We start from the raw sequence: 13501 nt of genomic DNA, 5'->3' as shown, positions 1-13501 counted from the left end.
GTCAGCGGACGGCGCGACACGGGTACTGCCTCACAGCTGCGCCGCGGATCACTGCGGCGCCTTGATCATGTAGCCGACGCCGCGCACGGTGTGCAGCAGAGGGGTGCGACCGGCGTCGATCTTCTTGCGCAGATACGAGATGTACAGCTCGACCACCGAGGACTTGCCGCCGAAGTCGTAGCTCCACACGCGGTCCAGGATCTGCGCCTTCGACAGCACCCGGCGCTCGTTGCGCATCAGGTAGCGGAGCAGCTCGAACTCGGTGGCGGTCAGCTCGATCTCGTCGTCGCCGCGGAACACCTCGTGGCTGTCCTCGTTCAGCGAGAGGTCGGCGACGCGCAGGATGGCCTGCTCGTCGTCGGTGCGCACCTGGCCGGCGCGACGGATGACGGCGCGCAGACGCGCGATCACCTCTTCCAGGCTGAACGGCTTGGTGACGTAGTCGTCGCCGCCGGCGGTGAGGCCGGAGATGCGATCCTCCACGGCGTCCTTGGCGGTCAGGAACACCACGGGCACGAGGTTGCCGGACTCGCGCAGCCGGCGCAGCACGCCCATGCCGTCGAGGTCGGGCATCATGACGTCGAGCACGAGCGCGTCCGGCTCGAAGTCCCGCGCCACCTGCAGCGCCTCCAGACCGCTCGCGGCCGTCCGGACCTCCCAGCCCTCCATCCGCAGTGCCATCGCGAGGAGGTCGGTCAGCATCGGCTCGTCGTCGACGGCCAGGATGCGCAGCGGGGAGCCGTCGGGACGGCGCAGCTCGGGGTGTTCGTTCGACATGTCCCCATTGTCATACTGGAGTCATCGAGAATCCATAGGTTCAGCTATGCGACGGCTGTGAGCAGATCGATCGTCCAGGCGATCCGATCGATCGTCCGGGATCAGAACTCCCTGTTCCGGATGTCGGTGGTCGCGCCTATCGTCTGAGGGATGACAGAACAGCTGATCATCAGCGCCCGCTCCGTCGCCGACGTCGTCGAGGCGGTCGGCCGGGCGCGGCGGGAGGAACGCAGGATCACGGTCGTGGGCGGCGGCCACGGACCGTGGTCGCACATCCCCGATGAGGGGATGCGCATCGAGTTGTCGGCGATCGACGACATCGAGGTCGACGGGACGACGGTCCGCGTCGGGGGAGGGGCGACGTGGGGAGCGGTCGCCGCGCGCCTGGCGGAAGAGGGATTGGCGATCAGCTCCGGCGACACGGCGTCCGTCGGCGTCGGGGGTCTGACCCTGGGCGGCGGCATCGGATGGATGACGCGGCTCTGGGGTCTCGCCGTCGACCAGTTGGTCGGCGCACAGGTGGTGACCGCAGACGGGACGGTGGTCGAGGCCTCTGCGACCGAGCATCCCGATCTCTTCTGGGCGCTGCGCGGGGGCGGTGGCAACTTCGGCATCGTCACGCGATTCGATTTCGCTGCGCACCGGCTGCCGGCGATCGTGCACGGAGAGTACTCGGGCGGCGATCCGGCGACGCTGCTGCGTCGGATGCGTGACGTGCTGCGCGATGCGCCGCACGAGCTGACCGTCACCTACATGGACGTGCCGCCGATGGATCCGAGTGCGCCGGCCGGAGCTCGCCTGACTGCGGTCTGGGCCGGGGCGGACGAGAGCGCCATGCATGAGGTGCTGGCGCCGATCGGCGACACCGACGGCGTACAGGGCACGGTCACCACACCGGCCTACCGCGACATCCTCATGGAGCCGCCGCAGCCGGAGGACCCCGATCAGCAGCCGCCGGGCTTCATCGGGGGCAACGGGCTGTACGCCGAACTCGACGACGACCTGATCGACCGTCTGGTCGCGTTCCGCGCCGCCCATCCGGTGTCCGTGGTGTTCCTGCGATCGCTGGGCGGCGCCTATGGCGAGGTTCCGCAGGAGAGCACTCCGTTCCCGGCACGTCACGCGACGTGGTTCGTGATGGCGGGCGGGTTCGACATCCCCGGTCTCGTCGACGACGAGGCGCGGGCGGCCATCGAGCAGGACTGGAGCCTGATCGGGCAGGGGCGACTCGCCGAATACGGCAACTTCGCCGCCACCGAGCGGCCGGAGGCCGTGCCGGGCATGTTCGGCGACGAGGCCTACGCGCGCCTGCGCGCGGTGAAGGCGCAGTGGGATCCGCAGAACGTGTTCCGCCGCAACCACAACATCGTCTGAACAGACGGGACGGGCCCGGATGCGCAGCATCCGGGCCCGTCCTCGACAGCCGTGGGATCAGTGCGTGTCCTCGGCCTCGATCTCGGTGCGGTCGCCCGACCACAGCGTGTGGAAGGTGCCCGGCTTGTCGATGCGCTTGTAGGTGTGCGCGCCGAAGAAGTCGCGCTGACCCTGCACCAGGGCGGCCGGCAGGCGGTCTGCGCGGATGCCGTCGTAGTACGACAGCGACGACGAGAACGCCGGAGCGGGGATGCCCGCCTGTGCGGCGGCCACGACGACGCGGCGCCACGCGGCCTGGGCGCGGGTGATCGCCTCGGAGAAGTACGGGGCGGTCATCAGCACCGGCAGACCGGGCTCAGCGGCGTAGGCGTCCGCGATACGGTTCAGGAACTGGGCACGGATGATGCAGCCTGCGCGCCAGATCTTCGACACGGCACCGAGGTCGATGGTCCAGTCGTACTCGGCGGCGCCGGCGCGGATCTCGTCGAATCCCTGGGAGTAGGCGACGATCTTCGACGCATACAGCGCCAGGCGGACGTCCTCGATGAAAGCGTCGACGTCGGCGACGGCGAAGGTCTCGTCCGGGCCGGGAAGGGCGCCGGCGACGGCGCGCTGCTCGGGGTGGCTGGAGAGGGACCGGGCGAAGGTGGCCTCGGCGATGCCCGAGACCGGCGTGCCGAGCGAGAGCGCGGTCTGCACGGTCCAGGCGCCGGTGCCCTTGGCGCCGGCCTGGTCGAGGATCACATCGACAAGCGGCTTCCCGGTGGCGGCATCCACCTGACGGAGGACCTCTGCGGTGATCTCGATCAGGTAGGACTCCAGCTCGCCCTTGTTCCACTCGGCGAAGATCTCGGCGATCTCGGCGGGGGACTTGCCTGTGCCGCGGCGGATCAGGTCGTAGGCCTCGGCGATCAGCTGCATGTCGGCGTACTCGATGCCGTTGTGCACCATCTTCACGAAGTGGCCGGCGCCGTCGTGGCCGATGTGCGTGACGCACGGCTCGCCCTCGGCGACCGCAGCGATGGACTTCAGGATCGGGCCGAGCGTGACCCAGGACTCGTCCGAGCCACCGGGCATGATCGACGGGCCGTTGAGCGCGCCCTCCTCGCCGCCGGAGATCCCGGCGCCGACGTAGTTGATACCGGTCTCGCGGACCGCCTTCTCGCGGCGGATCGTGTCGGGGAAGAAGGCGTTGCCGCCGTCGACGATGATGTCGCCCGGCTCGAACACCTTGACCAGCTCGTCGATGACGGCGTCGGTCGGACCACCGGCCTTGACCATGATGATCGCGGTGCGCGGCTTCTGCAGGCTCGCGGCGAACTCCTCGTACGAGAACGCGGGGATGAACCCGGCCTCGGGGTGCGCGGCGACGAGTTCGTCGGTCTTGGTGCGGGAGCGGTTCAGGACCGCCACCGTGTTGCCCTCGCGGCTTGCGAGGTTGCGGGCCAGATTGGACCCCATGACGGCGAGTCCGACGACTCCGATGTTGGCTGCGGCTTCGGGCACGTGTGCGCTCCTCGATATCGCGGAAGGGAGACCTCAAGGATATCGCCGCGGCCGCACGTCATTCCGACGTGTGACGACGTCAGTCCTTGCGGTAGCCCGAGCGGCCGAGCGAGAACAGTGCACCGAAGGTCACGACGGTGGCGCCGACGGCCATCAGGCCGATCAGCCAGGCGATCGCGTGGGACCAGAAGGCGGCGTCGAACATGCGAAGGGCTCCGTTCAGCGGGACGTGTGTTTCCAGCGTATCGGGTCTTCGGGTACGATGGAGGAGTTCCTCGGCGAGGGATGCCTTGCGTGTGCGCGGCATCCGTTATCGACGTGGCGATGTGAGCTCTGCGGTCGTGCCGGCCGGGTGGGTTTCGCTTTCCCGTGTCTGTGCCGAGAGAACGACCACCAGACCATCGCGCGGCGGACGCCGTGTGTTTTGAAGGAGAACCTCATGTCCGAAGAGAACACGGTCCACGCCGAGCTCCGCTCGAGCTTCGGCAAGGGCTTCGCCCGCCGCCTCCGCGCCGCCGGCAAGATCCCCGCCGTCATCTACGGCCACGGCACCGAGCCCGTGCACGTCGCGCTGCCCGGTCACCAGGTCGGCCTGATCGTCCGCCGCGCGAACGCGGTGCTCGACCTCGACATCGAGGGCAAGAGCCAGCTCGCCCTGGTCAAGGACGTGCAGAAGGACCCGGTGCACCAGATCATCGAGCACATCGACCTGCTGGTCGTGAAGAAGGGCGAGAAGGTCACCGTCGAGGTGCCGATCGTCGTCACCGGCGAGTCGTTCTCGGGCACCATCGTGACCGTCGACGTCGCGACCATCACCCTCGAGGTCGAGGCGACCCACATCCCCGAGCACGTCGAGGTCAGCGTCGAGGGCCTGCAGGAGGGCGCGCACATCACCGCCGGTGACGTCACCCTGCCCAAGGGCGCCGCGCTGGTCGGCGACGCCGAGCTGCTGCTCGTCGGCATCTCCGTCCCGGCTGCTGAGGTCGCCGAGGAGAACGAGGCCGAGGCTGCTGCCGAGGCAGAGGCTGCTCCGGCCGAGGAGGCCGCCGCGGAGTGATCCGCATTCACTTCGACGGAGGGGACGCGAGCACAGCTTCGCGTCCCCTCCGGCGTATTCCAGACTCCGTCTGCTGAGAGAGGACGACCATGGCATCCACCTGGCTGGTGATCGGCCTCGGCAACCCCGGGCCGCGCTACGAGGCGACCAGGCACAACATCGGGCAGATGGTCGTCGACGAGCTTGCCGCGCGCCGCGGCGAGCGATTCCGCGAGCACAAGGCCGGTGCGCGGGTCGTGGAGACCTGGCTGCGCCCGGGAGGGGACAAGCTCGTCCTCGCCAAGCTCAACTCGTTCATGAACGTGTCGGGTGGCCCGGCCGCCGGCCTGGCGAAGTTCTACTCGGTCGAACCGGAGCACGTCATCGTCGTGCACGACGAACTCGACATCCCGTTCGACACTCTCAAGCTCAAGACCGGCGGCGGGCACGGCGGGCACAACGGCGTCCGCGACATCGCCAAGGCACTGGGAACCCCCGAGTTCCCGCGCGTCCGTGTCGGCATCGGCCGTCCACCAGGACGACAGGATCCTGCGGACTGGGTGCTCGCGCCATTCGGCACGACCGAGCGCAAGACGCTCCCGATCCACATCTCGGATGCTGCGGATGCCGTCGAACTGCTCGTCTCGGACGGCCTGACCGCCGCACAGCAGAAGCACCACGCCCCGCGCTGAGCACGGATGACGTGCTCGGTTCTGACCTGCTCGGCAGGTCAGAACGAGGTCATCGTGCCCACGGCGCCTGCCGCCGCGGCGATGCTGAACGCGAGCACGAACGCCACCGGTCCGAGCACGGCGAGAACCATGCCGGTGATGCCGAGTGCACGGCCGCGACGCTTCGCTGTCGCGACGATGCCGAGGACGATGGCGGCGATGCCGATGGCCGTGCCGCTCCAGAACGCGATCTCGGTCCACAGGATCTCGTTGCGGGCGGGCGCGAGCGCGGCGATGTCGTCGTAGGCGCCTGAGGTGTCGAGGAAGAAGTCGGGAGCGGCCGTGCCGACCTGAGCCCCGAACACACCCGCGAGGATCGGGACCACGATCAGCGCGATCAGGCCGAGCACGAGCGCCGCGGCACCGAGCGTCGCCGAACCCTTCGCAGGAGGCTGCGGCGGCGTGTATCCGCCGACCGGAGCCTGATACCCGCCCACCGGTACGGCGTAGGCGCCGGGTGGGGGAGCGTAGCCCGACGGTGCCACGTAGCCGGGCTGCGCCGCCTGCCCCGGGGGCGCCTGCGGCACCGGAGGAACCGGCGGCTGAGCGGATCCGGGGTGGGCGGGCGGCTGCGGCGGGAACGGATCGGTCACGCGTTCATCCTGTCAGACGTGTCGGAGGTGTCAGACGCGGCGGAGCAGGCCGACCTTGTCGTACACGTCCCTCAGCGTGGCATCCGCCACCTCGTCGGCGCGTGCGGCGTTGGCGGCGAGGATCCGGTCGAGCTCAGCGGGGTCGTCGAGCAGCTCGAGAACCCGCTCGCGAACCGGGCCGAACTCGTTCACCACGACCTCGGCGAGGCCCTTCTTGAAGTCGCCGTAGCCCCGGCCCGCGTACTCGTCCTCGATCGCCCCCACCTGGCGGCCGCTGAGGGCGGCGTAGATGGTGAGCAGGTTCGAGACGCCGGGCTTGTTCTCGCGGTCGTACCGCACCGAGCCCTCGGTGTCGGTGACCGCGCGCATGATCTTCTTCGCCGACTTCGCCGGGTCGTCGAGCAGCCACAGCACACCGGCGTCGCTCTCGGCCGACTTCGACATCTTCGAGGTCGGGTTCTGCAGGTCGTAGATGCGGGCGGTGTCCTTCTGGATGACCGCCTTCGGCACCGTGAACGTCTTGCCGAACCGCTTGTTGAAGCGCTCCGCGAGGTCGCGGGTGAGCTCGACGTGCTGCTTCTGGTCGTCGCCGACAGGCACCAGCTCGCTCTGGTAGAGCAGGATGTCGGCGGCCATCAGCACCGGGTAGGTGAACAGTCCGACCGAGGTGGAGTCCGCGCCGTAGCGGGCGGACTTGTCCTTGAACTGCGTCATGCGACCGGCCTCGCCGAAGCCGGTGATCGTGGAGAGGATCCAGGCCAGTTCGGCGTGCGCGCGGACGTGCGACTGCACGTACAGCGTGGACTTCGACGGCTCGATGCCGGCAGCGATGTACTGCGCAGCGGTACGCCGCGTCTTCTCACGAAGCTCGGCGGGGTCCTGCGGCACGGTGATCGCGTGCAGGTCGACGACCGAGAAGAACGCGTCGTACGAGTTCTGCATGTCGCGCCACTGCAGGAGCGCCCCGATGTAGTTGCCGGCCTGGAGGGAGTCGGCGGAGGGCTGCATTCCTGAGTAGAGGCGAGGTTTGGTCACGGTGTCAATCCTATGGGGCGGATGCCTGCACCTTGAGCGCTGTGGCGGGGTGCGCGGCACGCAGCAGGGCCGCGTAGACGGCGATCGCGAGTGTCGTCGCCGCGTACAGCACGACGGCCTGCAGCGCATAGGCGGGATAGTGCAGGACCCACGGCGACTGCGACGCGTCGGTCAGGTGGGCGGGGTTGTCCTCGATGTAGGGCACGATGGTCCCGACCCCGTAACCCACGGCCTGACCAAGCGCGTAGACGGCGATGCCGATGAGCAGGGCGGTCACCGCGCGACCGGGTTTCTTCCGCCACACGACCGCCGCGCTTCGCAGGCTCGTCCGCCGTTCCCAGAGGCCGGACTGCGGTGCTGCGATGGCGGACAGCAGCGGTGCGAGCAGGAAGGCGCCGATCAGCAGCGCCAGCAGCAGTCCGGTCCCGACGAGCAGCAGCTGCTCGCTGCCGGCCCGGCTGCGCATCAACTGCGGGACGAGCAGCAGCGCGAGCAGCGGTATGCAGGCGAAGAAGGAGACGATCCAGGTGCGCAGCACGATGCGGGGGTTCATGGAATCCACGATCCCGGTGGCCGCGCACGAGGGCCACCGGGCCAGCCGGAGCAGAGGGTAGGGAAAACCCTCCTCAATACGTGTAGTCGACGATCACGGGCGAGTGGTCGCTCCAGCGCTCGGCGTAGGTGGCGGCGCGCGCGACGCGGTAGTTCGTCGCCCGCGCAGCGAGTGCAGGGGTGGCGAGGTGATAGTCGATGCGCCAGCCGGAGTCGTTGTCGAACGCCTGGCCGCGCATGGTCCACCAGGTGTACGGGCCGTCGACCTCGCCGTGCGTCGCGCGACCGACGTCGACCCAGCCCAGACCCTTGCCGTCGCCCTCCGTCACGTAGGGGCGCGTGTCGCTGAGCTGCCCGACCATGCCCCGGCCGATGCCTTCCTGACCGATCGCGGGTTCGCCCGCGGCGCCGAGGAAACGGTCGAAGTAGGCGCGCTCGCGGGCCAGATAGCCGGACTTCTTGACGTTGCCCTTCCAGTTCAGGATGTCGAGGGGGCGGTGCCCGACGTTGAGGTCACCGGTGACGAGCGCGAGGGCGCCGTCGGCGCCGAGCTGCGACATCCGCCGTTCCATCGCGTCGAGGAACTTCCACTTCTCGATCTGCTTCGGGGTATCGGCCTCGCCGGAGTGCACGTAGGCGCTGACGACGGTCAGCGGAACGCCGCCGAGGTCGAAGTCGGCCTCGAGCCAGCGGCCCGCCGAGTCGAAGTCGTCGGAGCCCAGCGCGGTGCGCGAGGCGACGGCCGGCTCGCGGCTGACGACCGCGACACCGGCGCGGCCCTTCGCGCTCGCGACGTCGTGCAGGATCGACCAGCCGGGGAAAGCCGCCTCGACGTGCTCGTCCTGCGCGCGCACCTCCTGCACCGTGAGGATGTCGACTCCGGCATCATCCAGCCAGCCGTGCATCCCGTTGCGGACGGCGGCACGGATGCCGTTGACATTGACCGAGGCGATACGCAGGTGAGGCATCCACCAAGCCTATCGACGGGGGCGGACATCCCCTTCCGCAGCGGCCGCCTCGCGCTTCGGCGCGGGGGAGAGGAAGCCCTTCTTCGGCGCGGGTGCTGGCGGCGCGGCCTCCTCCACCTGCTTGAGCTCCTCCTGCGCGTCGTGCAGAGCGCGGTCGGCCGCCCAGCGGCGGTACCAGGGTGCGCTCGCGCGCTCATCGACCGCGGTGCGCAGCCGCACCTGGGCGGCCAGCAGCAGCGCCGCATGCTCCTTGGCCAGCCGCTCGGCCTCGGTCTGCGGAATCAGCGCGACGTGGTCGTCGTGTGCGCCGACGGCGATCCAGGATGCAGCGACAAGCAGCACGATGCCGATCAGGCGGAACCACAGCAGCAGCACGATGAAGAAGATGAACGTGACCAGCAGCGTGTTCGTCGGGGTGTACCCGAGGAACAGGCCGAAGCCGAGCTGCAGCACAGTCGTCGCCGCGGCGCCCAGGAACGCACCGGGCAGGATGCGCCGGAACGTGAGCTTCGTGCCGGTGAGGAACCGGAACAGACCTGCCATCAGCGCCGTGTTCACCGCGTAGAGCACAGCGACGGTGACGAGCCACACAGCCACCTTGAACAGCACAGAGGAACTGCTCATGCCGATGAGGCCGAACAGGAAGTCCAGGGAGACCGTTCCCGCCGTTCCGAGCGCGGTGCCGATCAGCAGGCCGGCACCGAACGTGAGCGCCGCGAGCAGGTCGAGGGACTTCAGGAGGAAGTAGTTGCGTCGGTCCGGCGCGATGCCGAACACGCCTCGAACGGCGCGACGGGCGAACGAGATCGCTCCGATCGCAGTCCAGATAAGGGTGCCCAGCGCGATCGCACCGGTGATGCTGAGGGTCCCGGCGGAATCCGTCGCGATCTGGGTCACGTCCTCGACGCTGGCCAGGCCGTTCTCGCTGATCAGGTTCGGGACGTAATGGTTGATGACGTCGACGAGACCGTCGACGGCGTCCTGGTCGTTGCCGAGCCACAGACCGGCCAGAGCGAAGACCACGTACACCGCGGCGAAGGTCGCGAACAGCGTCTGGTAGCTGATGCCCGCGGCGAGCAGGAAGCCCTCGTGCTGCAGGAAGTTGCGCCACACCCGCACGGGGAACCACGCCAGCGTGCGCCGCGTGAGCTTCGTCGCGCGCGAGATCGGCTCGTCGAAGCGCTCGCGCAGACTCTCCTGAGTGGCCTCCCAGCGCTCACGCAGATGCTGCTCCTCGCGGACGGCCCGCGCAGCCGCCCCGCGCTTCGCGCGGGCGCTGGGCGCGGGCGTGTTCGAGGCCTCCGAGTCGGTCACGATCTCAGAGTAGCGAGGGGATCAGCGTCCGCCGCGCAGCACCGCCTGCTTGACCTCGGCGATGGCCTTGGTGACCTCGATGCCGCGGGGGCATGCCTCGGTGCAGTTGAAGGTCGTGCGGCAGCGCCACACACCCTCCTTGTCGTTGAGGATGTCGAGGCGCACGTCGGCGTTGTCGTCGCGCGAGTCGAAGATGAAGCGGTGCGCGTTGACGATCGCGGCGGGGCCGAAGTACTGGCCATCGGTCCAGAACACGGGGCACGACGAGGTGCACGCGGCGCACAGGATGCACTTGGTCGTGTCGTCGAAGATCGCGCGGTCGGCGATGGACTGGATGCGCTCCTTGCCCTTCTCGGGAGTGGAGTTCGCAACCAGGAACGGCTGCACCTCGCGGTAGGAGGCGAAGAACGGCTCCATGTCGACGATGAGGTCCTTCTCGAGCGGCAGACCCTTGATGGCCTCGACGTAGATCGGCTTCGAGATGTCGAGGTCCTTGATCAGCGTCTTGCAGGCCAGGCGGTTGCGTCCGTTGATGCGCATCGCGTCGGAGCCGCAGATGCCGTGCGCGCAGGAGCGGCGGAAGCTCAGCGAGCCGTCCACCTCCCACTTGATCTTGTGCAGGGCGTCGAGCACACGGTCGGTCGCGTACAGCTCGACGTCGTAGTCCACCCAGTGCGGCTCGGCGTCGGTCTCGGGGTCGAAACGACGGATGATGAACGTGACGAGGAACGACTGCACGCCGCTGTCTGCGGCCGCGTCCGCGGCTTCGGCCGCGGCGTCGAGCTCGGGTGCCACGAGAGCGTCGGACATCAGTACTTCCTCTCCATCGGCGGGTACCGCAACTCGCCGTCCTCGTTCTTGGTGAACACGACGGGCTTCCAATCCAGCCTGATGTGGTCGGCCGGCGTCGACGAGTGCGGGTCCCCGGTCAGGTACGCCATCGTGTGCTTCATGTAGTTCTCGTCGTCGCGCTTCGGGAAGTCGTCGCGCATGTGTCCGCCACGGCTCTCCTCGCGATTCTGCGCGGCGTAGACGACGACCTCGGCGATGTCGAGCAGGAAGCCCAGCTCGACGGCCTCGAGCAGGTCGGTGTTGAACCGCCGGCCCTTGTCATCGACGTGAACGTTCTTGTAGCGCTCGCGGAGCTCCTTGATGACGCCGAGGACGTGCTCGAGCGACTCGTGGGTGCGGAACACCTGCGCGCCCTTGTCCATCTCGTCCTGCAGCTTCTTGCGCAGCACGGCGATGCGCTCGGTGCCCGCGTTGTTGCGCAGGCCCTCGATCATGTCGCGCACGCCGTTCACCGCGTCATCCGGCAGCGGCACGAAGTCGGCGGTCTTGACGTACTCGACCGCGTTGCGGCCACTGCGCTTGCCGAACACGTTGATGTCCAGCAGCGAGTTGGTGCCCAGTCGGTTCGAGCCGTGCACCGACACGCACGCGCACTCGCCGGCAGCGTACAGGCCGGGGACGATCGTGTCGTTGTCGGCGAGGACTTCGCCGTTGTTGTTGGTCGGGATGCCGCCCATCGCGTAGTGCGCGGTCGGCATGACGGGCACGGGCTCGACGACCGGGTCGACGCCCAGATAGGTGCGCGCGAACTCGGTGATGTCGGGGAGCTTGGTCTCGAGCACCTCGGCGCCCAGGTGGGTGCAGTCCAGCAGCACGTAGTCCTTGTGCGGGCCGGCGCCGCGGCCCTCCGCGACCTCCTGCACCATGCTTCGGGCGACGATGTCGCGCGGCGCGAGGTCCTTGATCGTGGGGGCGTAGCGCTCCATGAAGCGCTCACCCGAGGCGTTGCGCAGGATCGCGCCCTCGCCGCGGGCTCCCTCGGTGAGAAGGATGCCGAGGCCGGCGAGACCCGTCGGGTGGAACTGGAAGAACTCGAGGTCCTCGAGCGGCAGGCCCTTGCGCCACACGATGCCGACGCCGTCACCGGTGAGAGTGTGCGCGTTCGAGGTGGTCTTGAAGATCTTGCCGAAGCCGCCGGTGGCGAAGATCACGGCCTTGGACTGGAAGACGTGGAGCTCACCGGTGGCGAGGTCGTAGGCGACGACACCCGCGATCTGGGTCTTCCCCTCTGCGTCCTTCACGGTGACCAGGTCGAGCACGTAGAACTCGTTGAAGAAGTTGATGCCGAGCTTCACGCAGTTCTGGAACAGCGTCTGCAGGATCATGTGACCGGTGCGGTCGGCGGCGTAGCAGGCGCGGCGCACCGGCGACTTGCCGTGCTCACGGGTGTGACCGCCGAACCGGCGCTGGTCGATCTTGCCCTCGGGGGTGCGGTTGAACGGCAGCCCCATGTTCTCGAGGTCGATGACCGCGTCGATCGCCTCCTTGGCGAGGATCTCGGCGGCGTCCTGGTCGACGAGGTAGTCACCGCCCTTGACGGTGTCGTAGGTGTGCCATTCCCAGTTGTCGTCCTCGACGTTCGCGAGGGCCGCCGCCATGCCGCCCTGCGCGGCACCGGTGTGCGAGCGCGTCGGGTACAGCTTGGAGATGACGGCCGTCTTCGCGCCGGGGCCGGCCTCGATGGCCGCCCGCATGCCGGCGCCGCCGGCGCCCACGATGACGATGTCGAACTGGTGGTAGTGCACACCGTCGCGGACGACGGAATCCTGGGTCTGCGCAGTCACTCGTATGCCTATCTCTTACGCTCTGATCAGTTGCCGACGGCCTGGCAGGTCTCCCACATGACGCCGTCCTGGAGGACGCCGTTGCAGGGGTCGAAGGTGAACACCACGAGGGTGCCCAGCACGATCAGCAGGGCGGCGGCGAGGCCGATCGCCCAGACGAGCGCCTTGCGGGCGCCCTCGTGCGTGACGTAGTCGTTGACGATCGTGCGCATGCCGTTGCCGCCGTGGATCAGGGCGAGCCAGAGCATCAGCACGTCCCACCACTGCCAGAACGGCGTGGCGTACTTGCCGGCGACGAAGCCGAAGTCGACGCCGTGGATTCCCTCACCGACCATGAGGTTGACGAACAGGTGGCCGAAGATCAGCACGATCAGGACGACACCGGAGAGGCGCATGAACAGCCATGCCCACTTCTCGATGTTGAATCCGCGGCGCGTGCGGGCCGGTGCGGGAGCTGCGGTGGTGGTCATCAGTTGCCTCCGAACGCGAGCATGAGGTGCCTCGGGACGAAGCCGGCCATCAGTACGACCCAGACGCCGAGGACGCCCCAGAACATCTGCCGCTGGTAGCGCGCGCCCTTCGACCAGAAGTCGATGAGGATGATGCGCAGGCCGTTCATGGCGTGGAAGACGATGCCCGCCACCAGGACGACCTCGCCGACCGCCATGACCGGGTTCTTGTAGGTGCCGATGACCGCGTCGTACGCCTCGGGCGAGACGCGGATCAGTGACGTGTCGAGCACGTGCACCAGAAGGAAGAAGAAGATGGCGACGCCGGTGATGCGGTGAAGCACCCAGGACCACATGCCTTCGCGGCCCCGATAGAGGGTTCCGCGCGGGGTCTTGGATGTCGTCTCCGAAATCGACGGTGTCAAGCGAGTGCTTGCGGACACGTTCGTCCTCCCTGATCGATCCTGATCGATGTGACTCGGGGCGCGCCACAGCGGGCACGCGTGGTCGACTCCATCCTATTCCTGTTC

At 68.4% G+C, this 13501-nt stretch carries 15 protein-coding genes; 3 read left to right on the top strand and 12 right to left on the bottom strand.

The window, feature by feature from the left end; all coding sequences use genetic code 11:
* Window positions 1-48: 48 nt before the first annotated feature.
* Window positions 49-777, bottom strand: a complete 729-nt coding sequence (locus GON06_RS02945) for a response regulator transcription factor (protein ID WP_157310797.1) — start codon at window positions 775-777, stop codon at window positions 49-51.
* A gap of 150 nt (window positions 778-927) precedes the next feature.
* Here GON06_RS02945 and GON06_RS02940 point away from each other — a divergent pair, with 150 nt between their 5' ends.
* A complete protein-coding gene (locus tag GON06_RS02940; RefSeq protein WP_157310796.1) occupies window positions 928-2151 on the top strand; it encodes an FAD-binding oxidoreductase in 1224 nt (407 codons plus the stop codon).
* A 57-nt stretch (window positions 2152-2208) separates the two neighbouring features.
* Here GON06_RS02940 and gndA read toward each other — a convergent pair whose 3' ends face one another.
* Complete coding sequence (gene gndA, locus GON06_RS02935) at window positions 2209-3657, bottom strand: NADP-dependent phosphogluconate dehydrogenase (RefSeq protein WP_332837114.1); 1449 nt, start codon at window positions 3655-3657, stop codon at window positions 2209-2211.
* Window positions 3658-3736: 79 nt separating this feature from the next.
* Complete coding sequence (locus GON06_RS18940) at window positions 3737-3862, bottom strand: hypothetical protein (RefSeq protein ID WP_269778420.1); 126 nt, start codon at window positions 3860-3862, stop codon at window positions 3737-3739.
* Window positions 3863-4096: 234 nt separating this feature from the next.
* Here GON06_RS18940 and GON06_RS02930 point away from each other — a divergent pair, with 234 nt between their 5' ends.
* On the top strand, window positions 4097-4714 hold the full coding sequence (locus GON06_RS02930) for a 50S ribosomal protein L25/general stress protein Ctc (RefSeq protein ID WP_157310795.1): 618 nt from the start codon (window positions 4097-4099) through the stop codon (window positions 4712-4714).
* An 89-nt stretch (window positions 4715-4803) separates the two neighbouring features.
* On the top strand, window positions 4804-5385 hold the full coding sequence (gene pth, locus GON06_RS02925) for an aminoacyl-tRNA hydrolase (RefSeq protein WP_157310794.1): 582 nt from the start codon (window positions 4804-4806) through the stop codon (window positions 5383-5385).
* Between the two features lie 38 nt (window positions 5386-5423).
* Here pth and GON06_RS02920 read toward each other — a convergent pair whose 3' ends face one another.
* From GON06_RS02920 to sdhC, 9 genes are all read right to left on the bottom strand, one after another.
* Entirely contained in the window at window positions 5424-6017 is a 594-nt protein-coding gene (locus GON06_RS02920) for a hypothetical protein (RefSeq protein WP_157310793.1), read from the bottom strand.
* 30 nt (window positions 6018-6047) lie between these two features.
* Window positions 6048-7052 carry a tryptophan--tRNA ligase gene (gene trpS / locus GON06_RS02915; protein ID WP_332837113.1) on the bottom strand — a complete coding sequence of 335 codons (1005 nt, stop codon included), beginning with the start codon at window positions 7050-7052 and terminating at the stop codon, window positions 6048-6050.
* Window positions 7053-7062: 10 nt separating this feature from the next.
* Window positions 7063-7605 carry a hypothetical protein gene (locus tag GON06_RS02910; RefSeq protein ID WP_157310792.1) on the bottom strand — a complete coding sequence of 181 codons (543 nt, stop codon included), beginning with the start codon at window positions 7603-7605 and terminating at the stop codon, window positions 7063-7065.
* A gap of 73 nt (window positions 7606-7678) precedes the next feature.
* Window positions 7679-8572: an exodeoxyribonuclease III gene (locus GON06_RS02905; protein ID WP_157310791.1), complete on the bottom strand. Its 894-nt coding sequence runs from the start codon at window positions 8570-8572 to the stop codon at window positions 7679-7681.
* Window positions 8573-8581: 9 nt separating this feature from the next.
* Complete coding sequence (locus GON06_RS02900) at window positions 8582-9886, bottom strand: YihY/virulence factor BrkB family protein (protein ID WP_332837112.1); 1305 nt, start codon at window positions 9884-9886, stop codon at window positions 8582-8584.
* 21 nt (window positions 9887-9907) lie between these two features.
* A complete protein-coding gene (locus GON06_RS02895; protein ID WP_157310790.1) occupies window positions 9908-10696 on the bottom strand; it encodes a succinate dehydrogenase iron-sulfur subunit in 789 nt (262 codons plus the stop codon).
* Entirely contained in the window at window positions 10696-12522 is a 1827-nt protein-coding gene (gene sdhA, locus GON06_RS02890; RefSeq protein WP_332837111.1) for a succinate dehydrogenase flavoprotein subunit, read from the bottom strand. Before sdhA ends, GON06_RS02895 begins: the two co-directional genes overlap by 1 nt.
* Window positions 12523-12548: 26 nt before the next feature.
* Window positions 12549-12992, bottom strand: a complete 444-nt coding sequence (locus GON06_RS02885) for a succinate dehydrogenase hydrophobic membrane anchor subunit (protein WP_157310789.1) — start codon at window positions 12990-12992, stop codon at window positions 12549-12551.
* Complete coding sequence (sdhC, locus tag GON06_RS02880) at window positions 12992-13414, bottom strand: succinate dehydrogenase, cytochrome b556 subunit (protein ID WP_332837110.1); 423 nt, start codon at window positions 13412-13414, stop codon at window positions 12992-12994. Before sdhC ends, GON06_RS02885 begins: the two co-directional genes overlap by 1 nt.
* Window positions 13415-13501 lie beyond the last annotated feature (87 nt).

This window comes from Microbacterium sp. MAH-37 (assembly GCF_009758255.1).
Lineage (GTDB): Bacteria > Actinomycetota > Actinomycetes > Actinomycetales > Microbacteriaceae > Microbacterium.
Note: the sequence above shows the minus strand (reverse complement) of the source record. Positions and strands in the feature narration are given on the sequence as shown.

Excerpts from the sequence above, each read along its gene's own strand:
- GON06_RS02945 (WP_157310797.1), bottom strand. The coding sequence starts at position 777 with ATGTCGAACGAACACCCCGAGCTGCGCCGTCCCGACGGCTCCCCGCTG.
- GON06_RS02940 (WP_157310796.1), top strand. The coding sequence starts at position 928 with ATGACAGAACAGCTGATCATCAGCGCCCGCTCCGTCGCCGACGTCGTC.
- GON06_RS18940 (WP_269778420.1), bottom strand. The coding sequence starts at position 3,862 with ATGTTCGACGCCGCCTTCTGGTCCCACGCGATCGCCTGGCTGATCGGC.
- GON06_RS02930 (WP_157310795.1), top strand. The coding sequence starts at position 4,097 with ATGTCCGAAGAGAACACGGTCCACGCCGAGCTCCGCTCGAGCTTCGGC.
- pth (WP_157310794.1), top strand. The coding sequence starts at position 4,804 with ATGGCATCCACCTGGCTGGTGATCGGCCTCGGCAACCCCGGGCCGCGC.
- GON06_RS02910 (WP_157310792.1), bottom strand. The coding sequence starts at position 7,605 with ATGAACCCCCGCATCGTGCTGCGCACCTGGATCGTCTCCTTCTTCGCC.
- GON06_RS02905 (WP_157310791.1), bottom strand. The coding sequence starts at position 8,572 with ATGCCTCACCTGCGTATCGCCTCGGTCAATGTCAACGGCATCCGTGCC.
- GON06_RS02895 (WP_157310790.1), bottom strand. The coding sequence starts at position 10,696 with ATGTCCGACGCTCTCGTGGCACCCGAGCTCGACGCCGCGGCCGAAGCC.
- GON06_RS02885 (WP_157310789.1), bottom strand. The coding sequence starts at position 12,992 with ATGACCACCACCGCAGCTCCCGCACCGGCCCGCACGCGCCGCGGATTC.